Source organism: Lactobacillus sp. N54.MGS-719 (genome assembly GCF_000980505.1).
In the GTDB taxonomy this organism is placed as follows: Bacteria; Bacillota; Bacilli; order Lactobacillales; family Lactobacillaceae; genus Lactobacillus; species Lactobacillus amylovorus.
On record NZ_LARO01000009.1, the window covers coordinates 12,981 to 34,836 of the forward strand.

21 protein-coding genes are annotated in these 21,856 nt (G+C 39.8%); 17 read left to right on the top strand and 4 right to left on the bottom strand.

Annotated features, from left to right (window positions below; genetic code table 11):
* The first annotated feature begins 2 nt into the window (after nucleotides 1-2).
* The 4 genes from WS44_RS02860 to WS44_RS02875 all read left to right on the top strand — a co-directional run bounded on the left by WS44_RS02860 (nucleotide 3) and on the right by WS44_RS02875 (nucleotide 3,570).
* A complete protein-coding gene (locus tag WS44_RS02860) occupies nucleotides 3-752 on the top strand; it encodes a MerR family transcriptional regulator (RefSeq protein WP_022087158.1) in 750 nt (249 codons plus the stop codon).
* 109 nt (nucleotides 753-861) lie between these two features.
* Nucleotides 862-1,995, top strand: coding sequence for a YibE/F family protein (locus WS44_RS02865; protein WP_013436984.1), 1,134 nt, complete (start codon nucleotides 862-864; stop codon nucleotides 1,993-1,995).
* On the top strand, nucleotides 1,992-2,777 hold the full coding sequence (locus tag WS44_RS02870) for a YibE/F family protein (protein ID WP_013436985.1): 786 nt from the start codon (nucleotides 1,992-1,994) through the stop codon (nucleotides 2,775-2,777). The genes WS44_RS02865 and WS44_RS02870 overlap by 4 nt, the downstream gene beginning before the upstream one ends.
* Nucleotides 2,749-3,570 (top strand): alpha/beta hydrolase, encoded by an 822-nt coding sequence (locus WS44_RS02875; protein ID WP_046432994.1) that lies wholly within the window; start codon nucleotides 2,749-2,751, stop codon nucleotides 3,568-3,570. The genes WS44_RS02870 and WS44_RS02875 overlap by 29 nt, the downstream gene beginning before the upstream one ends.
* A 52-nt stretch (nucleotides 3,571-3,622) precedes the next feature.
* On the opposite strand, the gene WS44_RS02880 is transcribed toward WS44_RS02875, so the two are convergent.
* Nucleotides 3,623-6,634 carry a TIM-barrel domain-containing protein gene (locus WS44_RS02880; protein ID WP_046432996.1) on the bottom strand — a complete coding sequence of 1,004 codons (3,012 nt, stop codon included), beginning with the start codon at nucleotides 6,632-6,634 and terminating at the stop codon, nucleotides 3,623-3,625.
* 156 nt (nucleotides 6,635-6,790) lie between these two features.
* Here WS44_RS02880 and nagA point away from each other — a divergent pair, with 156 nt between their 5' ends.
* Nucleotides 6,791-7,945 (top strand): N-acetylglucosamine-6-phosphate deacetylase, encoded by a 1,155-nt coding sequence (gene nagA / locus WS44_RS02885; protein ID WP_046432999.1) that lies wholly within the window; start codon nucleotides 6,791-6,793, stop codon nucleotides 7,943-7,945.
* A gap of 388 nt (nucleotides 7,946-8,333) precedes the next feature.
* Here nagA and WS44_RS02890 read toward each other — a convergent pair whose 3' ends face one another.
* The gene (locus tag WS44_RS02890; RefSeq protein ID WP_013436989.1) at nucleotides 8,334-8,810 is read right to left on the bottom strand and encodes a nucleoside 2-deoxyribosyltransferase; all 477 of its coding nucleotides are present in this window, start codon (nucleotides 8,808-8,810) and stop codon (nucleotides 8,334-8,336) included.
* A gap of 119 nt (nucleotides 8,811-8,929) precedes the next feature.
* Here WS44_RS02890 and WS44_RS02895 point away from each other — a divergent pair, with 119 nt between their 5' ends.
* The gene (locus WS44_RS02895; RefSeq protein WP_046433002.1) at nucleotides 8,930-9,433 is read left to right on the top strand and encodes a PTS sugar transporter subunit IIA; all 504 of its coding nucleotides are present in this window, start codon (nucleotides 8,930-8,932) and stop codon (nucleotides 9,431-9,433) included.
* Nucleotides 9,434-9,436: 3 nt separating this feature from the next.
* On the opposite strand, the gene WS44_RS02900 is transcribed toward WS44_RS02895, so the two are convergent.
* A complete protein-coding gene (locus WS44_RS02900) occupies nucleotides 9,437-10,240 on the bottom strand; it encodes a tyrosine-protein phosphatase (RefSeq protein ID WP_013436991.1) in 804 nt (267 codons plus the stop codon).
* A 144-nt stretch (nucleotides 10,241-10,384) separates the two neighbouring features.
* On the opposite strand from WS44_RS02900, the gene WS44_RS02905 reads away from it, so the two are divergent.
* The 5 genes from WS44_RS02905 to phnE (WS44_RS02925) all read left to right on the top strand — a co-directional run bounded on the left by WS44_RS02905 (nucleotide 10,385) and on the right by phnE (WS44_RS02925) (nucleotide 14,559).
* A complete protein-coding gene (locus WS44_RS02905) occupies nucleotides 10,385-10,870 on the top strand; it encodes a universal stress protein (protein ID WP_013436992.1) in 486 nt (161 codons plus the stop codon).
* 353 nt (nucleotides 10,871-11,223) lie between these two features.
* Nucleotides 11,224-12,153, top strand: a complete 930-nt coding sequence (locus WS44_RS02910; protein WP_046433004.1) for a phosphate/phosphite/phosphonate ABC transporter substrate-binding protein — start codon at nucleotides 11,224-11,226, stop codon at nucleotides 12,151-12,153.
* A 29-nt stretch (nucleotides 12,154-12,182) separates the two neighbouring features.
* On the top strand, nucleotides 12,183-12,956 hold the full coding sequence (gene phnC, locus WS44_RS02915; RefSeq protein WP_013436994.1) for a phosphonate ABC transporter ATP-binding protein: 774 nt from the start codon (nucleotides 12,183-12,185) through the stop codon (nucleotides 12,954-12,956).
* Nucleotides 12,956-13,747, top strand: coding sequence for a phosphonate ABC transporter, permease protein PhnE (gene phnE, locus WS44_RS02920; RefSeq protein ID WP_046433007.1), 792 nt, complete (start codon nucleotides 12,956-12,958; stop codon nucleotides 13,745-13,747). Before phnC ends, phnE (WS44_RS02920) begins: the two co-directional genes overlap by 1 nt.
* Nucleotides 13,747-14,559: a phosphonate ABC transporter, permease protein PhnE gene (phnE, locus tag WS44_RS02925; RefSeq protein ID WP_013436996.1), complete on the top strand. Its 813-nt coding sequence runs from the start codon at nucleotides 13,747-13,749 to the stop codon at nucleotides 14,557-14,559. The genes phnE (WS44_RS02920) and phnE (WS44_RS02925) overlap by 1 nt, the downstream gene beginning before the upstream one ends.
* A gap of 47 nt (nucleotides 14,560-14,606) precedes the next feature.
* On the opposite strand, the gene WS44_RS02930 is transcribed toward phnE (WS44_RS02925), so the two are convergent.
* Nucleotides 14,607-15,179: a DNA-3-methyladenine glycosylase I gene (locus tag WS44_RS02930; RefSeq protein ID WP_013436997.1), complete on the bottom strand. Its 573-nt coding sequence runs from the start codon at nucleotides 15,177-15,179 to the stop codon at nucleotides 14,607-14,609.
* Between the two features lie 150 nt (nucleotides 15,180-15,329).
* Between WS44_RS02930 and WS44_RS02935 the strand changes: the two genes are divergently transcribed.
* The 6 genes from WS44_RS02935 (at nucleotide 15,330) to WS44_RS02960 (ending at nucleotide 21,805) form a co-directional block, all read left to right on the top strand.
* Nucleotides 15,330-15,815: a hypothetical protein gene (locus WS44_RS02935; protein WP_013436998.1), complete on the top strand. Its 486-nt coding sequence runs from the start codon at nucleotides 15,330-15,332 to the stop codon at nucleotides 15,813-15,815.
* A 55-nt stretch (nucleotides 15,816-15,870) separates the two neighbouring features.
* Nucleotides 15,871-17,268 (top strand): serine/threonine protein phosphatase, encoded by a 1,398-nt coding sequence (locus WS44_RS02940; RefSeq protein WP_013436999.1) that lies wholly within the window; start codon nucleotides 15,871-15,873, stop codon nucleotides 17,266-17,268.
* A 117-nt stretch (nucleotides 17,269-17,385) separates the two neighbouring features.
* On the top strand, nucleotides 17,386-19,335 hold the full coding sequence (gene asnB, locus WS44_RS02945) for an asparagine synthase (glutamine-hydrolyzing) (RefSeq protein ID WP_013437000.1): 1,950 nt from the start codon (nucleotides 17,386-17,388) through the stop codon (nucleotides 19,333-19,335).
* A 21-nt stretch (nucleotides 19,336-19,356) separates the two neighbouring features.
* Nucleotides 19,357-20,625, top strand: a complete 1,269-nt coding sequence (locus tag WS44_RS02950; RefSeq protein WP_013437001.1) for a carboxylate--amine ligase — start codon at nucleotides 19,357-19,359, stop codon at nucleotides 20,623-20,625.
* A gap of 351 nt (nucleotides 20,626-20,976) precedes the next feature.
* Entirely contained in the window at nucleotides 20,977-21,534 is a 558-nt protein-coding gene (locus WS44_RS02955; RefSeq protein ID WP_081456844.1) for a BspA family leucine-rich repeat surface protein, read from the top strand.
* On the top strand, nucleotides 21,482-21,805 hold the full coding sequence (locus WS44_RS02960) for a hypothetical protein (RefSeq protein ID WP_013641396.1): 324 nt from the start codon (nucleotides 21,482-21,484) through the stop codon (nucleotides 21,803-21,805). Before WS44_RS02955 ends, WS44_RS02960 begins: the two co-directional genes overlap by 53 nt.
* Nucleotides 21,806-21,856: the final 51 nt, after the last annotated feature.

The following is a 21,856-nucleotide window of genomic DNA, read 5'->3' on the forward strand; positions in this document are numbered from 1 at the left end:
TAATGACTAACACGCGTGATTTTGAGGAATTAGCTGCACCTAAAACAGCCGCGGAAGAATTAGGTATTAGTGTAGCTACATTAAGGAAATATTCTTTAATCGTGGAAAAGGTAACGGGCAATACTAACTACTTTGCTCGTACTAAGCAAAAGGCTCGTTTATACCATCAAAAAGATATTGATGACTTGAAGGCCCTCCACCGTTTATCTAAGAATAGCGGTTTGACTTTGCAAGAAGCTGCTCGTCAAATTTATGCAGTTAGTGATAAAAAAGACGAAAGACCACAAGAAGAGCCAAAGAAGGTAGTTCCATACACCAATAGTGATGTAATGGATACTAAAGAAGTAGTAAAATTACTCAACACTCTTCAACAAACTATCTCTAACCAAAATGAGGCTATTAGTTCTTTGCAAAAGCAATTGAACGTGATTCAAAAGCAGAATCAAGATTTAATTGAGGCCCAAAAGCAGCTTGCTGCACCTAAGGATAATTCTGATAAGATCGCCGCATTGCCGGATATTTCTGGTGTCGTTAGCGACGATGACGCTGAACCTAAGAAGGATGCAAAGCAAAAGCGCGAAGAAGTAAAAGAAGACATGCATAAGAGTCAAGAAGAGATGCATGACGAAATTATTTCTAAGGCCAAAGAAAATGCTAAAAAGCGTGCAACTGCAAATGTTCACAGAACTCTAGAAGATATGCAACTTCCAGAAAGAAAGGAACATTGGTGGCAAAGAATTTTTAAATTTTAAACGAAAGTCTAAAGATTTTATTGAAAATCTAAAGAATTGAAAGGCGACCTAACATTAGGCCGCCTTTTGTTTTACAGTAAAAGTATCAAAGAAATAGGAAGTTGTAATAATGAAGCATAAATGTAAAAAACGCTATACTGCAGCGATTATCGTTGCAGTAGTGGGAGCAATTTTTACGGTTTTGACCTACTTTGCAACAGACATCTATCATAAGGATGAAGTAGCACTTATTACAGATGCCCAAATCAAAGATACGCTGATCGAAAAGAACGAAGACGTTTATAAGAATCAGGATCAAACCAGACAGCAAATTTTGCACTTGAAGATTTTGTCAGGTAAGAATAAAGGGGAGACGTACACCACGAAAAACGTGTACTATCCTTCACAGCTGACGACTCAGAAGTTCCGGCCGCGGCAACGAATTTTCGTGAACATCAAAAAAGGTGATCCGGCAATCGTAAATCCTAAACGTGATTGGGTATTGGTGTTAGTAGTTACGATTACTTTGACCTTGATGGTGGCTGTATCAGGTAAGCATTCGATCTCGCTGGTGGTTTCGATGATTCTCAGTTGGATTACCTTTTACTTGATCATTGTCTGGGACGTTCATTTAAATGGTGCACACATCATTTTATTGTTTGGCCTAGCCGACATTATCTTCTCATTCGTGAGTCTATTAATTGTGCAAGGCTTTAATAAAAAGATGCTGGCTACGTGGCTGGCCACACTGCTCGGAGTATTCGTCTCCTTTGCCTTGTGCTATGTCATTATGAAGTTAACCGGCGAATCTGAAATGAAGTATGAAACTGGGGACTACGCAACGCAGGATCCACGTGGATTGTTTTTAGCCCAAACCTTGATCGGAATTTTGGGTGCGGTAATGGATGAAGCAACGGATATCATTTCTAGTTTGTACGAATTGATTCAAACGAAGAAGGATATCACAACGAAGCAATTGATCCAGAGTGGTCGTACCATGGGACAAGAAATCATGGGGCCATTGATCAATGTTTTGGTTTTGATTTTCATCGCTGGGGCCTTGCCTGAGACGATTTTGTACTTGCGGGACAATAACACGTTTGCATCTACTTTCGGCTTTACGTTGTCGCTAGGAGCCACACAGAGTGTAATTTCTGCGATTGGGATTGTCTTGACGGTCATTTTTGCGACGGGATGTAGTTTATTCTTCTTGAAGAATAGAGATTGGAAGAGTTTGTTTAAAAAAGAAGGTGAGAATAAATGAGTACGCTAATGGCGTTAATCATCGTTTTAGCGATTTTGATGACGATTGTCGGCGGTGAAACTGGAATTCGTAGTTTCTTTAGTGTTTTGATTAACACCTTGCTGCTGATCTTGGTAGCGATGCTGATTTCATGGGGAATCAATATTGCAATTTTGACGTTGATCTTCATTCCGCTAAAACTAGTGACGATCATTTTCCTAGGAACGCACGATTATACTGTAGCGAAAAATTCATTCTATTCTGCCTTCTTGGTCTGCTTGATCGTGAGCTTGTTTATCTGGGGCTGCCAATATTTGGCACAAGCTGCAGGACTTGGACCAGAGGCAGGAGAACTGCTGGTAGGTTTGTCACAGATGCCAGGCTTGAGCTACCCAATGATCGCGGTAACTGTAGCCATCTTCTCAACTCTAGGTGCGATTGCGGAAGCAGCCGTAGCGATGAGTTCAGGTTTGCTTGAAATTAAGAAGCACAATCCTGATATTGGCAAAGAAGAGTTAATGAATAGTGGTACGGCGATCGGTAACGACGTTTTAGGTACAGCCATGAACACTATTTTATTCGGAATGTTTGGTAGTTTCTTATCCTTGTTCTTATGGTATTTCCGCTTAGGTTATACACCAGGTGAAGTCGTTAATGAAAAACTTTTTGTTAATGAAGCATTAATTATCATGTATTCTTTAATTGGTGTTATATTAACGGTACCTCTTTCATCATTTATGTTATCTAGAGGAATGGGTAAGAAAGGACTGAAACATGAAGATAGAAAATCTGACGCTAACTAATTTTAATCAGCGTGAATTCAAAATTCATACTTACGTGCTGGATCAAAATCCGGAGCTGGTGGAACAAAAACGTCCTTTGGCAATTGTGGTTCCGGGCGGCAGCTTTGAACACTTGTCTCAAAGAGAAAGTGAGCCAGTTGCTTTAGCGTTTAGCAATGAAGGTTTTAATAGCGTGGTAATGGAATACAACTTAGTTCATGATGAAGGCAAGATTTATCCCGATGCAGGGCTCGATGTATTGACTACGGTGAAGTACTTTAGAGATCATGCAGCTGAATATCATTTGGATCCAGAGAAGATTTTGACGATTGGCTTTTCAGCAGGTGGCCACGTTGCTAGTGTGGCTAACAACATGGCAGTGAATGAGAAGTATCAAACTAAGTATGGTTTTAGTAAAAAAGATGTATTGCCAAACAAGTCGATTTTAGGTTATCCATTAATTAACATTGAAAAGATTGGTTTTCCTGTGCCAGAAGACCAAAAGGATAAGATGCCTGAAGAAAAGGACATTTTGGATAGTTCACTTGGTGTTACACGTGAAACGCCAGATACATTTATTTTCCAAGCATGGGATGATCCGGTTGTTTTGATCGGTAATTCGATCGAATATCTTGGTGCTTTAAACAAAAATAAGGTACCAACTGAGGCGCATTTATTTAATCATGGTTATCATGGTTTTTCTTTGGCACGACATAATGTGCAGACTAAGGGCCGTGAATGGCAAGAAAATCCGCACGCAGCTCATTGGTTTAATTTAGCAATGGAATGGCTAAAGAGCGAATGGGGCGAATAAAAAAAGAGTTCTCAATTAAGAGAACTCTTTTTTAGTTTGACTATATTTAGCTTTATTTCTTTTCTCTAAAGAAGATAATTTCCTTAGATGCGATAAATGGACCAGATGACTTGTAGACCTTCAATCTGATTGTCTTAGCAGCCACATCACGTAAGCCCACAACTTTATTCTTGCTGTCGGACTTCCAAGTGAGACGTTCGCCATAAGGCTTAAAGTTGACACCATCCGTTGAAGTTTCAACGCTAACCTCAACCGGGTCACCTTGATGATCAATCTTGCGAGGTACCCAAACCATGCGGCTTAAATGCTCTAATTGGTTAAACTTGAAGTTCAATTCAAGTGGTTCATCTTCACTTACGCCATTAACTGTTTTCCATTCGCTAGCTAATTTCAAATCGGTCAAATATTCAAGTGGGTGGTCTTTTTGACTGGTTAAATTGCTAGTGACCTTGATATTGTTAATCGCATAATTCATTGGGTCCGGCTTAGTAATTGCGCCAAATGGCTCTGACCATTCAGAAACCTTATTACCTGCAACGTAACGCAAACGCAATGTGTAGCGAGTATTTGGTACCAATTCATGGAAGGTGAATGAACTGCCATCAATGCCATCATGCAAAATACCGTTGACTTCGATTTGAACTTTATCAGTCAATTGTGGCCAAACAACCGTCAATGAGTGTGAGCTGATCTTATCAGGATCAACTGTTGGTTGTTTTGGTGAACGAAGCAAAGAGTCAGTAATTGCGTGCACCAAAGTTTCGTTACCATATCTAAAGTTGCGGATGGTAATTTCAATCTTAGAATCAGTGATGTCACGCTTAGCCAACTTAATTTGCAAAGCCGTTTGCTTCTTTTCTTGGTATTGATCAAATTCAGGCATCCAGCTGTAGTTGGTGTTGAAGAAGAAGCCTTCCTTTGCGTGGGCAAAAGTATCAACTGTGCCATATTCTTGCATGTTGATGACTTGATCATTGATCTTAACGGTTAAACCATCAGGATAGCCGTCACACATGATGTTCAAGTTAGTTGTATTTTCCGTTTGGAAAGTACTGAAATCACCTTGAGTTGGATCAATCGTAATAGTTAACTTGCTTGCTTCAAGATCACTGCTGATTTGGGTAGAAACATGGTTTCTTGAGTAATCGTTGTAGCCATTATCATCGTAAGTAACCATTTTGCTGTGGCCTTGTGGGTAAAGGACGTAGTTGCGTTCACCTAAGTCAAAGATTGAACCGCCACGAACAAAGACAGGTAAGTGCCAAGATGGGTAAGATTGCTTGTTGTAAACTCGGCCACCCAAGTATTTCTTACCGTCGAACAAGTCAACCCACATTGTGCGGTGGTTTGGCAAGTAGAGGTTATCTTTTCTAGAATTGCCGTTGCCATCTTCACGACCATTAACGATTGGTGAAATCAGTAAGTTAGGTCCAAGCATGAATTCATGACCTACTTGAGGCGTGTAGTTGATTTGTTCATGTGGGAATTCCAAGAAGAGTGGTCTCATAATTGGTTCACCCACTTGTGCGCAGTAAATCAACGTGTACATGTAAGTGCGAAGTTGTTCACGCAATTTCAAGTAAGCGCGATTAATTTGAGTCATCTTGCTGTTATAAGTAAATGGCGTCTTACTGAATTTGCCTTGGTCATCCAAATTAAAGAGTAGTGGAGTGAATGCCTTCCATTCAAAGTCACGGATACTGATTTGGGCATTGCCGCCACCAGCGGTACCGTCAACTGCACTACCGATTAGAGGTTGGCCTGAAAGACTAGAACCTAAGAAACCGGCAACCTGAGTTGGGATATTTTCCCAATTGCCGCCAATATCGCCAAAGGCTAAAATAGTTCTGCTTTGGCTACCAGCAATTCCCGTATTTGAGAAAATAAGCGGGCGCTTGCGCTTTAAGTTATCACGCAAAATAATCGCATCATCTTTTAAAGTCTTAGGATTGCTGCTGGTTGTTTGAATAAAGGGAGTATCTGGAGCTGTCTTAGGCGTTTCGTCGCCACTCCAAACACCGGCATTAACGTTGCGGCTAGAAGCATAATCGCTAAAGCTGACCATTGCTTCTGGGTTAACGTCTTGAATTTCGTAGTTAGGCACAATCCAACTTAACTTGAAGTGTTGCTTCTCATAACGATCAACCATCGCACGAGCAGAGAATTGATATTCTTCTTCGCCATTCAAAGAAGCCTTACCGTTAGAATCTTCTGGATTATCGGTTCTAGTGTAGTAGTTGCCATCTTCAAAGACGGTGGCATTTCTTTCCTTGGCTTCGCCAGGTTGCCAAAGCGTGGTCAAAAAGTTGCCGATGTGGCCCAAACCTAATGCGTACTTAGGTGGCATCAATGGCTTGCCAGTCAAAGTGTAGTATTTAGCCAAAATATCTTTAGGAGAATTGCCCAAAAGATAGAAGGTATCAAACACGTTAGTGTTGTGCTTCAAGATCGTGGCATCAGCTTCAGTTTTACCGAAGTCATAGCTACCAGTTGATTCAGTGTTGCGCAATTCACCAAAACCTGAGTTAGCCCAGAAAAATGGGATTTGGCTTAGCACGCCGCCTTTACCCGTAATCTTGTCACGCTTAATTTCGATGACCTTGCCTTTATGACTGAAGTAGCCATTTTGCATCCCGCCACCAAAGTAAAATTCATTCTTATGTTGCTTCAAAATCTCAGTTGTTTGATTTTGATCGAGCTCAAGCGGACTAAGCTGCATTACGCGGTTGCGGTGCAAAGTCTCATCAAAAATATTCATCACGGCTGGTTTTTGCTGAAAAATAAGCTGGTAATTGCCAGATTGAATAATTAATGAATCGCTAGTAGCCTTAGGCTTAGATTTTTCAAAGTAACTATTATCAAATTGAGCCAGGTCAACAAAAGAGGAGTGATTCTCGTCAAAATTTTTAGCAGGATCAAGGAAATAACGGAATATTCCCTCAGCTAAAATATAAAGACGAGCAACTTCTCCAGTGGAATAATGGAGTTCATAATAATGATCACGTTTATTAGCACCGATAAGCTGACCTAATTGGTGTCTTTCTATTTGAGTATTTTGTGTCATATTGCTTTCTTCCTAATTTTACTTGTTACCCTATATTATAACGAAAAAATAGAAAACTTTTTGTTCAATTATATTAAAACTGGTATTGACCAATTTTATCGGATATAATAAAGATATTGAAAGCGATTATTATTTTTTTGATGAGAGAAGATACATATGACTTATTACATTCATGCAGACAAGTTTTTCTTAGAAAACAGAACAGAAAATGGCGGTTATCTTGAAGTTCAAGACAACGGCAAGTTTGGCTTTTTCTATCCTGAGTCTAAAAAGCCAGAAGGTAAGATCGTTGACTACAAGGGCAAGTGGGTTGCTCCAGGTTTAGTTGATACTCACATCCATGGTTCACTTCGTGAAGATGTTATGAAGAGTGACTGGGAAGGCATCAACAAGATTTCTAATGGTCTTCTTAGCGCAGGTGTAACCTCATGGCTGCCAACTACAATCACTGCCGGTAGCGATACTTTGACTAGAATCTGCAAGATGTTCGCAGACCACAAGGGTCAAGAAACTGGTGCCAAGATTCAAGGTATTCACTTTGAAGGACCTTTCTTTACTGAAGAACACGCTGGTGCTGAAAACCCTAAGTACATGATGGATCCAGACATCAACGAATTTAACAAGTGGCGCGATGCTTCAGACGGCATGCTTTGCAAGATCTCAATGGCTCCTGAAAGAAAGGGCTCAAAGGAATTTATCCGCGAAGCTGTTAAGGAAGGCGTAGTTATTTCATTAGGTCACTCAAGCGCAACCTTTGAAGAAGCAGTTGAAGGCGTTGAAGCTGGTGCAACTATGTTTACTCACACCTTTAACGGGATGCCAGATCCAAGCCACCACATTCCATCAATTTCAAACGCTGCAATGGCTTTGAACAACGTAACTGACGAATTAATCTGTGATGGTCACCACGTTCAACCATCAATGGCTAAGACCTTGATCAATGCAGTAGGTCCAGAACACATTGCTTTAATCACCGACTGTATGGAAGCTGGTATGATGCCAGATGGTGACTACATGTTGGGTGAACTTCCAGTTTACGTAAAAGACGGTATGGCTCGTCTTAAGGACGGCGACAACTTGGCTGGTTCAATTTTGCAATTGAAGCAAGCTATCAAGAATGTCGTTGATTGGAACATCGTAACTCCAGAAGAATCAGTAATGATGGCCAGCTACGTTCCAGCTAAGAGTGCTCACATCTTAGACAAGTGCGGTACTATTGCTCCAGATAAAGATGCCGACTTCTTGATCTTGAACCCTGATATGACTTTGAGTGAAACCTACATGAATGGTGAATCAAGATACAAGGCTTAATTAGTGATAAAAGATATAGAAAAATGGCGTTAGAAAGCTAACGTCATTTTTTATAATTATTTTTATGTAAGCGCTTTTAATTTTGGGAAAAGGTGGTATAGTATTGGTGAAGAGAAAAATAATTACTAGTTGAAAGGTTTGTGATACCGATGGGCATTGTAAATTGAACAGTAATAATTTCTCACCAAGTGACGAATAATTAATATAAGTGGTCCGGACCTTGTAAGGTGGACATAGAGTAATGATAATTTGGCAGTCGCTTGAAGAATGTATGTAATCTGTAGTAGAAAGACAAAAGATACATGACAAATTCTAATAAAAAATGACCCTTTGCAATACAAGTGAAATTGCGAGGGGTCATTTATTTTGTCTTTTTTTATTTTTTAAATTAATATACGGCACCATCGTAAAAGTTGAAGCGAGGTCTGTTAAAGTCGAAGTCTTTCAATTCGCTGATCTTGATTACGTTGTCGCAAACGCCCCAACTCATCAAGTTGATTGGCTTACCATAGTCTTCGTCAGGGATGACAAGCAAGATGTATTTACCTTGAGACAATGCGTAGCCAAGTTCCATCCCAAGGCCAACATCTTCTTCTTCAGGTAAATAAACACCGAGCATTACGTCTGAAGACTTAATACCAACTAAGTCATTGTGGTAGGTAGCAGATGCCCATTCAATATCGTGTAAATATTCTGGGTGTTCATCAACGCGGATGCCTTTGTATTGGTTATCAAGTGGGACGTAACTGTTTTCTAAGTCAACAGTAGGGTTCTTCTTTAAAGCTTCCATGGCTTCTTTGTAAGCCTTGTTTTGCTTTTCGTTGAACCAACCAGCACCGAAATATAAAGTCTTTGTTTTTGTCATGATATTCTCCCTAAAAAATAAACAACTATTAAGTTAACTTTATCATCTTTTTAGTTGAAAAAAACGTCTTGTTAACTTATGGTGAAAATGTTAATTCCACATTTAGAGAGGAAATTTCAATGACTAATTCAAAAAAACTTTTCGCACCTAACGCCGTCTTCGTGTCAGACCAGCCTAAGCAAGATTTAGTGTTAAAAGAAGTCTACGACAACTTGCTTGAACAAGGCTACGTAAAGGGCAACTTTTTATCCCACATTGTTGAACGGGAGCACAATTTTCCTACAGGTTTAGACACTTCAACCTTGGGTAAAAATATTCCTAATATCGCAATTCCGCACACGGAAGGGGAGTTCGTCAATACCAAATTGATTGTTCCAGTTTCATTGACTACCCCAGTTGTTTTTCACAATATGATTAATCCAGAACAACCGCTTGAAGTAAAATTTTTATTCATGCTGCTAGACAATGATCCTGATGGTCAAGCCGAATTGTTGGCCAGTGTTATGGACTTTTTGGCCGACACGCCAGCCAATGAATTGCGCGAAGTTTTTAACTTCACCGATCCGCATGCAATCTATGCTTTTTTGAAGCAAAAATTTGAGGACAAAGAAAAAGAAGACTAAAAATTAGTCTTCTAAGTAAATATCACGTAATTCCATGATGTCGGCACTTGAAAGCTTCATGACATCACGCAAGTAGTCGTTGATACTGCCGTATTCGTCGTTTAAAACTTTGACTGCGTGGTCAAGGTATTCTGCACGAACGCTTTGGATATCACGAATAGATTGCAAAACATTTTCATTACGACCATTTTGACGGGCATGTTCGATCATGCTGTCAATGAAGTCCTTAGTCGTGATGTTGGTTAAAAGGTAGTCTTTCTTGATAGTGCTAAATGGTACGCCAAGTGCACTAAGAGCAAGTAAAGCACCAAAACCGGTTCTGTCTTTACCAGCAGTACAGTGGAAGATTACACTTTCACCATCGACAGTATTTTTAAGCAAAACGTCGAAGAACTTGCGGTAAGCATTTTGGGCAGATTCACTTTCAATCATGTCTTCGTATGCGTAGTGCATATGGTTGAAACCAAAGTCTGCATCATCATGAGCTTGCTTGTTTAGGTCGTTTAAACTCTTGGATGAATTGGTCAAGTCTTCGCTAAAGACGGGATCGTAGATGTATTCTACGCCATCTGGCACACGGTCTGGTTGGTTATCAACTTCTTGTTTACTACGGAAGTCGACATCGTATTTAACACCGTAATCAGTTAAGAATTGCTTGTCGAATGGTGATAAATCGGCTAAGTTACCAGTTCTTAGTAATTTGTGCATCTTGATTTTCTTGCCAGACATGGTTTCGTAGCCTCCAAGTTCGCGGAAGTTACGGCCACTGGTGACGCCGATTAATTGATTAGTTAATTTTTTAGTCAAAAATTGCTCCCCTTTCCTTAATCTATTCATGAACAATATTTTATCAACAAAACTCACACTAAACAATTATTTAGAAAGTAACGGCTTACAAAATTATGCTAAAATAAGAATTAAGTATTAATGCATTTTTAGGAGATGAAAATTATGGCAAAAGAAAGCATTTTAGTTCCAGTAGATGGTTCAGAATCAGCTGAAAGAGCTTTTGATAAGGCTGTTAGAATCGGCCAAAGAGATGGCGCTCATGTTGATGTATTAAACGTAATCGATACACGTCAATTTATGGGTGAAATGCAAGATACCTTGATTTCTGGTGATACCATTTATCAAATGACCCAAGACTCTGAAGAATACTTGAAGAGCTTGAAGAAATGGGCACATGACAACTTCAACTTTGATGATGTTGATTACCACATTCGTTATGGTAGTCCTAAACGAATTATTTCTTACGACTTCATCAAGGACCACCACGATACTTTAATCGTAATGGGTGCTACAGGTTTGAACGCCGTTGAAAGAATGTTGATGGGTTCAGTTACTGAATACGTAAACCAACACGCTTTGGCTGATGTTTTGGTTGTTAAAACCGATATGGCCAACAATCCAGTTAAGCCAACTATGAAAAAGAACTAATATAAGAATAATCGTCAAATGATCCTAAAGTCATTGGCGATTATTTTTTTGAAAAAAGTTGCAAAATACCTTGATAGAACACGAATGTTTCTGGTATTATTTTATAAAATGAACGTGGAAATGTAATAAGGGGGAGTGAAAGACAGTGTTTATGCAATCAGAACAATTTATCGTAATGAATGATGTGTCTTTCGCTCGAAAAGACGTTTTTTCTGTTCGTTTAGTTATTAGAAACGTTATCAATTAGACTTAATTATTGATCGTCTTTGGCGACCCGTAATTAAGTCTTTTTTTGTGACGTTGGTAGTTTGTTTTATCACTATTTTTTATGTTTATGGAGGACATAAATTAAGATGAAGAGATTTAGAAGAATCTTGGTAGCAGTAGTTGCTCTTCTTGTAGCAGTAATCGCAACTGCCTGCTCAAACAAGAGCAATAGTTCTAAGGGCGGCTATACCCCAAAGTCATTGACTATTCAATTTGTGCCAAGTCAAGCCGCAACTAAGTTGCAAGCTCGTGCAAAGCCTCTTGAAAAGATGCTTTCAAAGAGATTGGGTATTCCTGTTCACGTTTCTATGTCAACTGACTACAACACTGTTGTGGAAGCTATGAAATCAAAAAAAGTTGATGTAGGTTTCCTTCCACCAGATGGTTATGTTTTAGCTCACAAGCAAGGTGCAGCTGATTTGCTTTTGCAAGCTGAACGTTACGGCGTTAAGCAACCAGGTGGTAAAGCAACTAACCAATTAGTAAAGAGCTACCGTGCAGAAATCCTTGTTAAGAAGGGTTCAAAGATCAAGAACTGGAAAGACTTAAAGGGTAAGTCAATTTCAGTTCAAAACCCAACTTCAACTGCCGGCTACGTATTCCCAGTTGCTGAACTTAAGCAAAAGGGTTTGGACGTAACTAAGGATTGTAAGTTGGTTACTGTAACTGGTCACGACCAAGCTGTTTTGAACGTCTTAAACGGCGATACTGATGCAGCTTTCGTCTTTGAAGATGCACGTAACATCGTTAAGAAGGACAATCCAAAGATCATGAGTCAAGTTGTTCCAATTTACTTTACTAAGCCAATTCCTAACGACACTATCTCAGTAATTCCAAGTATGTCTAAGTCATTCCGTAAGAAGCTTGCTAAGGCATTCATCGCTGTAGGTAAGTCAAAGGAAGGTAAGAAAGTTATCGAAAGCGTATATAGCCACGAAGGTTACGCATACGCAAAGGATAGCGACTTCAACGTTATTCGTAAATACGACAAGATTGTTGAATCAACTAAGAAATAATAATTCAAATTAAGGGAGTTAACGATTAAATGGCAGATAAGCCAATGATCCAATTAAAAGATGTTTCCAAGATCTACGACAACGGTACTGTCGGTTTAAAGGACATCAACCTAACTATTAATAAAGGCGAATTCGTAGTAGTTGTTGGTTTGTCTGGTGCTGGTAAGTCAACTTTGCTGCGTTCAATCAACCGTTTGCACGATGTTACCTCAGGCGATATTTTGATTGACGGCAAATCAATTACAAGTGCCAAGGGCAAGAATTTGCGTGAATTACGTCGCGATATTGGTATGATTTTCCAGAACTTTAACTTGGTTAAACGTTCTAGCGTTTTGCGCAATGTTTTGGTAGGCCGCGTAGCTTACTACCCAACTTGGAAGACTACTTTTAACTTATTCAGTAAAGAAGATAAACAAAAGGCTTATGAAGCTTTGCAACAAGTTGATTTGGCCGATAAAGTTTATGCACGTGCTGACGAGTTATCAGGTGGTCAACAACAACGTGTAGCGATTGCGCGTGTACTTATGCAAAATCCAAAGATCATCTTGGCCGATGAACCAACTGCATCACTTGACCCACAAACTTCAGTGAGAGTCATGAACGACTTGAAGATGCTTAATGAAAAATATGGCATGACCGTAGTTGCTAACTTGCACAGTATCGAACTTGCACAACAATTTGGTGAACGAGTAATCGGTATTCGTGCCGGTCAAGTGGTTTACGATGGCAAGATGAAAGATACTCCTAAGTCTGTCTTCACTAATATTTACAATGGTGGTAACGGCAGCGAGGAGGAAGAATAATGCCTGAACAAATAAATCAATTGCCTAAGCGCAAGTTCAAAGTCATGAACTTGGTTTGGACAATCATCATGATTGCAGGACTATTTATTTCAATCAACGTCACTAACACGCACATTAGCGTCTTGTTTGAAAACTGGAACCAATTTGCTGATATCTTCGTGCAAATGTCTCACCCAGACTGGAGCTACTTGAACGTTGTTTGGCCTAAGTTGATTGAAACCATCAAGATGGCCGTTTTGGGTACGGTAATTGGATCTGTTGTCGCATTTATCTACTCATTATTGATTGCCCGTAATATTGTTAAGAATAAGGCTGTAACTGGCGTACTTCGTGTCATTATGAATATCGTCAGAACTATTCCTGACTTGCTTCTTGGTGCAATCTTCGTAGCTATCGTAGGTATCGGCCCAGTTGCCGGTATCTTGGCTTTGGCAGTCTTCACCTTTGGTGTGGTTGTTAAGTTGTTCTACGAAGCAATCGAAACCATTGATCCAGGTCCAATTGAAGCTTTGACTGCTGTAGGTGCAAACAAGCTGCAAATTATCCATTACGCAGTTATGCCACAAATCATCACTTACTTCATTTCATATGTTTTATACGCATTTGAAATCAACGTCAGAGCGTCAACAGTCCTTGGTTATATCGGTGCCGGTGGTATTGGTCTTAACTTGCAACAAACTTTGCAAGTCTTCAATTACGCTCAAACTGGTACGATTATCATCGTTATCATCGTAGTTGTTGTTTTGATCGACTATGTATCATCTAAGTCACGGGAGGCGTTAATGAAATAATGGATACTACAATGAAAAAATTACCCGCTAAACCCGTTGACCGTAAGAAACAAGCAGCGCATTGGCTGATTGCGATAGCGACTGTTGTAATTATTGTTTGGTCATGTACCGGCATTAATTTCGGTGGTATTAAAGCTACTGCTGGTCAAATTGCTGGTGCGATCTTCGCCGGCATTTTCCATCCGGACTGGAGCTATGTTTACAATGGCTCAGGTGAAGACTTGATCTCACAATTATGGCAAACCATTTGTATCGCTTTCTTAGGTACATTTATTTCCGCAATCATTTCATTGCCATTTGCCTTCTGGGCAGCTCACACTAGACACAAGCATTGGTACACTTCGAGAATCGGTAAAATTGTTTTAGCAATTATCCGTTCATTCCCTGAAATTGTTCTTGCTTTGATGTTCATCAAGGCCGTAGGCCCTGGTTCTGCAGCCGGTGTTTTGGCATTAGGTTTCCACTCAGTTGGTATGCTTGCCAAGTTGTTCTCAGAAGCCATTGAAAACTTGGAAGAGGGACCAAACGAAGCTGTGATTGCAGCCGGTGGTTCTAAGTTCCACGTAATCATGTTTTCTACGATGCCTAACTTGATGCCAGCTTTGATTTCTAACACCTTGTACCGTTTTGATGTTTCAATTCGTTCTGCATCTATCCTTGGTTTGGTAGGTGCCGGTGGTATCGGTTACCCATTGATCATTGCACTTCAATATCGTCAATGGGACCGTGTAGGTATCATCTTACTTGGTATCATCATTATGGTTGTCATTATTGACTGGATTTCAGGTTGGATCCGTAAGAAGTTAGTTTAATTGTTAATGAACTCAAAAAGAGCGAAGATAATTCTTCGCTCTTTTTTCTATGCCCGGTATTTGAAATTGCAGCGCTCTAAATGATCGTTGATTAAGCCGATCGCTTGCAGGTATGAATAAACGATAACTGGCCCCACAAAGAAGAAGCCGTCTTTTTTCATTTGCTTAGAAATCTTCTTGGAAAGATCGTTTGAAGCAGGGACATCATCAACGATTTCGGGATGATGCATGATTTGGCTAGGGATGAAATTTTGCAGGTATTTGGCAAAACTGCCATGTTCTTCTCTTGCTGCTAAAATTGCTCGCGCATTTTTAATTGCGGCGTTTATTTTCAAATGGTTGCGAATGATGCCCTTGTCCTGCATGAGCATCCTCGCATCGTAATCGGTCATCTGCGCCACTTTTTCCACGTTGAAGTCTTTGAATGCTTTTCTAAAATTCTCGCGCTTATGCAAAATCGTGCTCCAGCTCAAACCTGATTGGAAAAGTTCAAGCACCAGCATCTCATAGAGATATTTCTCATCTAAATTAAGCTTGCCCCATTCGTGGTCATGGTATTCTTGCATTGCCTTGTCTTTAACGTCGCCCCATGGACAGCGGCTAATAATTTGATCGTTCATATTTTTCTCCTCAATCTATATTTTTACCCTACACTATTTATTACGCAAAAAATACCAATTTTTTTCTAAGAAATTTTATTTTTATGCATGAAATAGGGGCCTAAATAGCTTTTTTTGTTATAATTAGGGTTGAATTTTAAGGAGGATCATATGGAAAAATTAGATACCATGATGTTGGCTGACGATTTAGCCTTATCACAAGACAAGATTTTGAATGGTGAACAAGACTTTGATGCCGAAGCTGTTTACAAGGTGATCGACAACTTAGGCGTTTTAAATAATCCGATCAAGGATTATTTCGATATGACCGAAGAACAATACTACGAAGCAGAAAGCGATCATAAATTAACTTTGATTAAGATGGCAAACAAGTTAACTGATTTGCATGATCGTATTTTAACGAACCACGTTGACGGCTACGTTGATAAGGACGAAATCAATTTAACTTACAACCATGAAAATCCATATGAAGATGATTTATACGACCCAGCAACTGATTACCGGGTTATTGTGTACAGCTTGAAGGTTATTGGCGCAGTCCAAGCAATCGCTGCCAAGGATTTACAAGAAGTATTATCTAAAGACGCTGTATTATCAATAGGACTTGCTGCTTACGCTTTAGCACACAACGAATAAATTATTTGAGTCGGTTCGTGTTGGACCGGCTTTTTTTGTCTTTGAGGCGAAAAGAATGAATCTTTTTAAACAAACAAAAGGAATAGTTGATAGGATCATCGGAGCAAAAAAGCGTTCCGCAATCGAGAAAGAGGGGGGCTTGCTCGATCCGATGCAAAAATACACGACCATTGGCGAATACCATGTGGGACCAGAAGATGGTACGCCTGATGGCAAGAAGTTTGTCTTGACCGTTTATCAAGACAAAGATGGTGTTTTGCGTCAAGGCTTAAGCTCTGAGAATACAGCAGAACTCGCACCAGAATACGTGCGTAAATATAATGAAAAGCTGGGGCGTTTTCGTGCTTTCCGAAATAAAAAGACGGGCCGTCGCTATTTAGTAGAAGATTATCTTGATGATTTTACCAATGAAGTAAAAAAGCATATTCGTGAGGGTAGAAACTCAGTGAATATCGGCGTGATTACCGATACCCACTTTAAAGACAAGGATAGTATCGATTTTTACGGCTGGAATGGTTTGCAGCACGTACAAGAATTTTCTTACCTTGAAAAATCAGGTTTGCTTAACATGAAGGCCCACCTAGGTGATTGGATCGATGGATCTGATGCTGGTCTACTTGGCGAAAGCGAACTGATCAAGTTAAACAATTCGTTTAAGTCTGCTACGCTTCCTTACTTAAATATTAAGGGCAACCACGATGAAAATGATAAGTTTGACGAGCAACATGATTTGAAGGCTTCATTCCCAGAAAATGAGTTTGAAAATATCATGTGGCCTGACATGTACCGGCAAAAGAATATCCATTATATTTCACGCCAACATGGTGTAGCATACTTTGACTTCGATGATATCCGCGTCATTTCCGTTAATACGTCGGATTTGCCTTATGTTTTGAATAATAAGGGACAAAAGAAATACGATGCCAAGATTACTTTGGCCGTGCGTGAAGACCAAATTGAAGAGATCATCGAAATTCTGACTAGATCATCCAACAAGAAGATTATCTTCATGAGCCATGCCAACCCAATTAATCGCAAGGGCAGTAACGCCCTTAAATATAACGGTAGATCTTTGCATGAATTGCTCGTTGCCTTTAATCAAAGAGAAAAGGGCCGCATGCATGCTAGCGATGGTGAACCAGCAGAATTCCGTTTATCCAATGACTTCGACTTTACGCACGTAAAGAATGCGCGCATCATTGCCTACTTCTGCGGCCACCGTCACCGCGAAGATCAATATCGCATCAATGGTATCCAATATATTCTGTTTAATTGCTCAGCCTTAATGGGGCCAAAACATTCTTTAACAACCAAATTCAATAAGAACTTGAAGCGGCAGATCGACCACAGCAATGAAGCGGCCGGTTATATCGTTAACGTTGATTTGAAACGCCACCGCATTCAAGTCTTTGGCTATGGCGCTGCCGCAAGACGGCGAGTATATTTTATTTAGTTAAAGAAGAGTAAAGCTATTTGGCTATTACAAGTGTTTAGCTTATAATAAAAAGGTTAACGTAGAAAAATATGTATAGATAAAGTAGAGAGAATTTAGCTTAGGGGAAGTTTAAATATGTGCGGAATTGTCGCATTTTATGATCCAAAAATAAACGAAAAACAGGCCGTTATTGGCAAAATGATGGCTACGATCAAGCACCGTGGACCTAGTTCCGACGGTTACTACACTAACGATGAGGTTGCCCTTGGTTTCAGAAGATTGTCAATTATCGATCTTCGTGGGGGTACGCAACCTATTTATAATGAAGATAAAACTAGAGCAATTATCTTTAATGGTGAAATTTACAACTTTAAGCCATTAAGAGAACAATTAATTAAAGCAGGCCACACTTTCACTACCAAGGCCGATACTGAAGTATTGCTTCACGGTTATGAAGAATGGGGCATGGATGGTTTACTTAAGAAGGTACGTGGTATGTTTGCTTTCCTTATCTGGGATGACAACAACAAGACCCTTTATGGTGCACGTGACTTCTTTGGTATCAAGCCAATGTACTACAGCAACCAAGATGGCCACTTGCTTGTTGGTTCAGAACTTAAGAGTTTCTTGGAATATCCAAAGTTCAAGCGTGAATTGAACGTTGAAGCTGTTAAGCCATACCTCATGAACCAATACAACGACCTTGAAGAAACTTTCTTTAAGGGTGTTTACAGATTCCCAGCAGGTCACTGGTTCGAATACAAAGATGGCGAAATGAAGACCCACCAATACTGGGATGCTGAATACAAGGAAAACAGCTTAAGCTTTGAAGAAACTTTGAAGCGCATCAACGATGACTTGAAGGAAACTGTTGACTTGTACAGAAACGCCGACGTTAAGGTTGGTGCCTTCTTGTCAGAAGGTATCGACTCTTCATACTTGACCACTTTGCTTAACCCAGACGACGTTTTCTCAGTAAGTTTTGACGACTCAACTTACGATGAAGCTTCAAAGGCTAAGGCTTTAGCTGACATCAACCACTGGAAGTTCTTCAGTGACAAGGTTGACGCCGATGAAGCTATGCGTGATTTCCCAGAAATGCAATACCACATGGATGAACCTGATGCCAACCCATCAATCATCCCACTTTGGTACTTGTGTAAGTTGGCTCGTAAGCACGTTACTGTTGCGCTTTCTGGTGAAGGTGCCGACGAATTGTTTGCCGGTTATGTTAACTACGGGATGCACACCCATAATGATTTGATCAAGGTCTTCACTAGCGAACTTAAGAAGTTGCCTAAGAATAAGCAAGTTAAGTTGGCCCACAAGATTAAGAAGATGCCTAACTTCCCAGGTAAAGTTCACATGTACACCAATTTGGCTGAACCAAGTGAATTCTACGTTGGTCAATCAGTAATTTACGACATGGATTACCCAACTATCTTTACCTCAAAGGATGCCAACAGCATTTTGCAGCCAACTTACCGCAACAAGTTGACTGTTAACGGCATTTACCAAAAGGACTTCAAGAAGGTTAAGGGCATCGACAACGTTAAGCAAATGCAATACATCGATTTGCACCACTTCATGCTTAACGATATTGAACAAAAGGCCGACAAGATCTCAATGGCTCACTCACTTGAAGTTCGTGTGCCATATCTTGATAAGAAGATCGCAGAATTAGCTAACTCAATCCCAACTAAGTACTTGGTAAACCGTCATGATACCAAGTACGCACTTCGTAAGGCTTCAGAAAAGGTATTGCCTGACGAATGGGCTAAGCGTCCAAAGCTTGGTTTCCCAACACCAATCAAACAATGGCTTAAGGAACCACGCTTCTACAAGCAAGTACGCAGCTTGTTCGAAGAAGAATTCGTAAATGATATCTTCGATCAAAAGAAGATAATTAAGCTTCTTGATGACAACTACGAAGGCGATGGCTCACACAGAAGACAAATCTGGGCTATCTACACCTTCCTTGTTTGGTACAAGTTGTTCTTCGTAGATTACGAAAACACTGTTAAGAAGTACCAACATGTTCAACCTGAAGTTGCTAATTTGATTAAGCAAGGTAAGTTACTTTAATTTAGGGGATTATTGAAGATAATGAGTAAGAAATTTACACCAATTTTACTTGGTAGTGACATTAACGTTTATGGTATGGCTCGTTCATTCAACGAAGCATACGGCATCAAGGTTAAGGCAATGGCTGATGCCCAACTTGCCGCAACCCGTTATTCAAAGATTGTTGACGTAGAACTTCACCATGGTTTTAGCGCAGATCCAACTTTTATGGATGTTATGCGTAAAAAGATGGAAATCTACAAGGATCACAAGGAACCAGTAATTTTGATTGCTTGTGGTGATGGTTATGCGGAACTTCTTTCAAAGCACAAGGAAGAATTGAGCAAGGTATTTATCGTACCTTACATCGATTACGACTTGCTTGAAAAGTTAATTTCTAAGGAAGGCTTCTACGAAGTTGCCGAAGAATATGGTTTGCCGTATCCAAAGACTAAGATCATCACTATGGATGATTACAAGTCAGGCAAGTACACTGATGTGCCATTCCAATTCCCAGTAGAACTTAAGCCAGAAGACCCAGTTTCATGGCTTAACTGCCAATTCGAAGGTCGTAAGAAGACTTTCACCATCCACGATGAAAATGAATTCAAGGATATCGTAGGCAAGATCTACACCAATGGTTATACTGAAGACCTTATTTTGCAAGACTTCATCCCTGGTGATGACTCAAACATGAGAACCTTGAATGCTTACGTTGACAAGAACCACCAAGTTAAGATGATGTGCTTAGGTCACCCATTATTGGAAGACCCAACCCCACAATCAATCGGTAACTACATGACTATCTTGCCAGCATACGACGAAGAGTTATACGAACAAGTTCAAGCCTTCCTTGAAAAGTTGAACTACACTGGTATGGCTAACTTCGATATCAAGTACGATACTCGTGACGGCAAATACAAGTTCTTCGAAATCAACTTGCGTCAAGGTCGTTCAAGCTTCTACGTAACTTTGAACGGTTACAACTTGGCTAAGTGGTACATCGACGATTACGTTGAAGACAGCTTGAAGGATAAGGACACCGTATACGGCAATAAGTTGAAGTCTAAGCACGTTTTATGGATGGGTGTACCAGTTAAGATCTTTAAAGAATACGCCTTTGAAAACGAAGCTAAGGACACTGCAGAAGAATTAATTCACGAAGGTCGTTATGGTACTACTGTCTTTTACGACAAAGACCGCAACTTTAAGCGTTGGCTTTTGATGAAGTACATGTTCCACAACTACTACGCTCGTTACAAGAAGTACTACGAAGTAAACAAGGGTCAATACTTCAAGAAAAATAAGTAATTGAATATTTAAGAAAGCTTGGAAGTTATTTCCAAGCTTTTTTATTTTTGTTTCTATCCTTGGAATAAATAATTGATGATATAATGACAACGAATTTTTTCAAGGAGGAAAAAAGGATGAAAATTAAAAAGTTAGGTATTATTGCGGCAGCAGCTATTATGGGGATTTCTGTTGCGACTCCAGCTACTAGTGTATAAGCTAGCCCATATTCAGATGCCTTTTTGGGGTCCTTTTAACGGTTATTTAGCCGGAAGAGCAGTAAATATTAATGACTGAGACTATGGTAATTTAAGCGATGGCAATGTTGAAGTAAAGACAAAGACTGGCGTTACCTATGTTGGCGATGTAGTCATTCCAAACACTGCTGATTTATCTTATGCCTTTGCTAGTTCAGGTACCTTGCAGAAGCTTGATGTTGGTGCTTTGGATACAACTGGCGTCGATAGGATAGCTCAAACTTTTGCGATGGATCATAATTTGGTTGAAATCGATGGTTTGGAAAATTGGGATGTTTCTAAAGTAACTAATTTTACTTCTACTTTCTTAAGTGATTATAAGATTCAATGTTTGGTTAACTTAAGTAACTGGGAAATTCAAGATAATGCTCATACGGATAATATGTTTAGCCCAAGTCGGGTAGCAACACCATTAATGGTTATTGTAAAGAGTGGCGCTCAAAATATTAATAGAGGTACTGATGTTTTTGGTAAAGATAATGCCCAACACTACTTATACAAAGTAGAAATCAACGGCCAAGTTGTTGAAACACTTCCAGCTAAAGCATTTAACTCTGCTGAAGAAGCTGTAAACGAAATTCAAAAGCATTTGGGCGAAATTGCTACTAGCAGAAACTCCTGTGACTCCGGCTCAACCAACCACGGCTCCAGTCAAACCAGAAAACAAGCCTAACAAGACTAAGGACAACGGTAAGACCGTCAAGCCACACGCAGAAAATGCAACCAACAGACATGGTAGAAAGTACGCTCCAGCAGTTGCAGTAAAGAACACTACTAAGCCACAAGGTACTGTATTGAATAACACACAAACCAAACAACATCCTCAAGCAACAGCTAAACCACAAGGTGTAGTGTCAGCTAACAAGAAACAAAATCAAAAGCCTTTGCCACAAACAGGTGCTAAAAAGTTGGGAAAAATTTCTCCCAACTTTTTTTCGTGCTAAAAATCTCTTAACAGCAGTCTTTTGCTAAATACAAGGTGTAGACGCCTTTAT

Bases quoted from the DNA above. Each gene is read 5' to 3' on its own strand.
- WS44_RS02860 (WP_022087158.1), top strand. From the start codon at position 3: ATGACTAACACGCGTGATTTTGAGGAATTAGCTGCACCTAAAACAGCC.
- WS44_RS02865 (WP_013436984.1), top strand. From the start codon at position 862: ATGAAGCATAAATGTAAAAAACGCTATACTGCAGCGATTATCGTTGCA.
- WS44_RS02870 (WP_013436985.1), top strand. From the start codon at position 1,992: ATGAGTACGCTAATGGCGTTAATCATCGTTTTAGCGATTTTGATGACG.
- WS44_RS02875 (WP_046432994.1), top strand. From the start codon at position 2,749: ATGAAGATAGAAAATCTGACGCTAACTAATTTTAATCAGCGTGAATTC.
- WS44_RS02880 (WP_046432996.1), bottom strand. From the start codon at position 6,634: ATGACACAAAATACTCAAATAGAAAGACACCAATTAGGTCAGCTTATC.
- nagA (WP_046432999.1), top strand. From the start codon at position 6,791: ATGACTTATTACATTCATGCAGACAAGTTTTTCTTAGAAAACAGAACA.
- WS44_RS02890 (WP_013436989.1), bottom strand. From the start codon at position 8,810: ATGACAAAAACAAAGACTTTATATTTCGGTGCTGGTTGGTTCAACGAA.
- WS44_RS02895 (WP_046433002.1), top strand. From the start codon at position 8,930: ATGACTAATTCAAAAAAACTTTTCGCACCTAACGCCGTCTTCGTGTCA.
- WS44_RS02905 (WP_013436992.1), top strand. From the start codon at position 10,385: ATGGCAAAAGAAAGCATTTTAGTTCCAGTAGATGGTTCAGAATCAGCT.
- WS44_RS02910 (WP_046433004.1), top strand. From the start codon at position 11,224: ATGAAGAGATTTAGAAGAATCTTGGTAGCAGTAGTTGCTCTTCTTGTA.
- phnC (WP_013436994.1), top strand. From the start codon at position 12,183: ATGGCAGATAAGCCAATGATCCAATTAAAAGATGTTTCCAAGATCTAC.
- phnE (WP_046433007.1), top strand. From the start codon at position 12,956: ATGCCTGAACAAATAAATCAATTGCCTAAGCGCAAGTTCAAAGTCATG.
- phnE (WP_013436996.1), top strand. From the start codon at position 13,747: ATGGATACTACAATGAAAAAATTACCCGCTAAACCCGTTGACCGTAAG.
- WS44_RS02930 (WP_013436997.1), bottom strand. From the start codon at position 15,179: ATGAACGATCAAATTATTAGCCGCTGTCCATGGGGCGACGTTAAAGAC.
- WS44_RS02935 (WP_013436998.1), top strand. From the start codon at position 15,330: ATGGAAAAATTAGATACCATGATGTTGGCTGACGATTTAGCCTTATCA.
- WS44_RS02940 (WP_013436999.1), top strand. From the start codon at position 15,871: ATGAATCTTTTTAAACAAACAAAAGGAATAGTTGATAGGATCATCGGA.
- asnB (WP_013437000.1), top strand. From the start codon at position 17,386: ATGTGCGGAATTGTCGCATTTTATGATCCAAAAATAAACGAAAAACAG.
- WS44_RS02950 (WP_013437001.1), top strand. From the start codon at position 19,357: ATGAGTAAGAAATTTACACCAATTTTACTTGGTAGTGACATTAACGTT.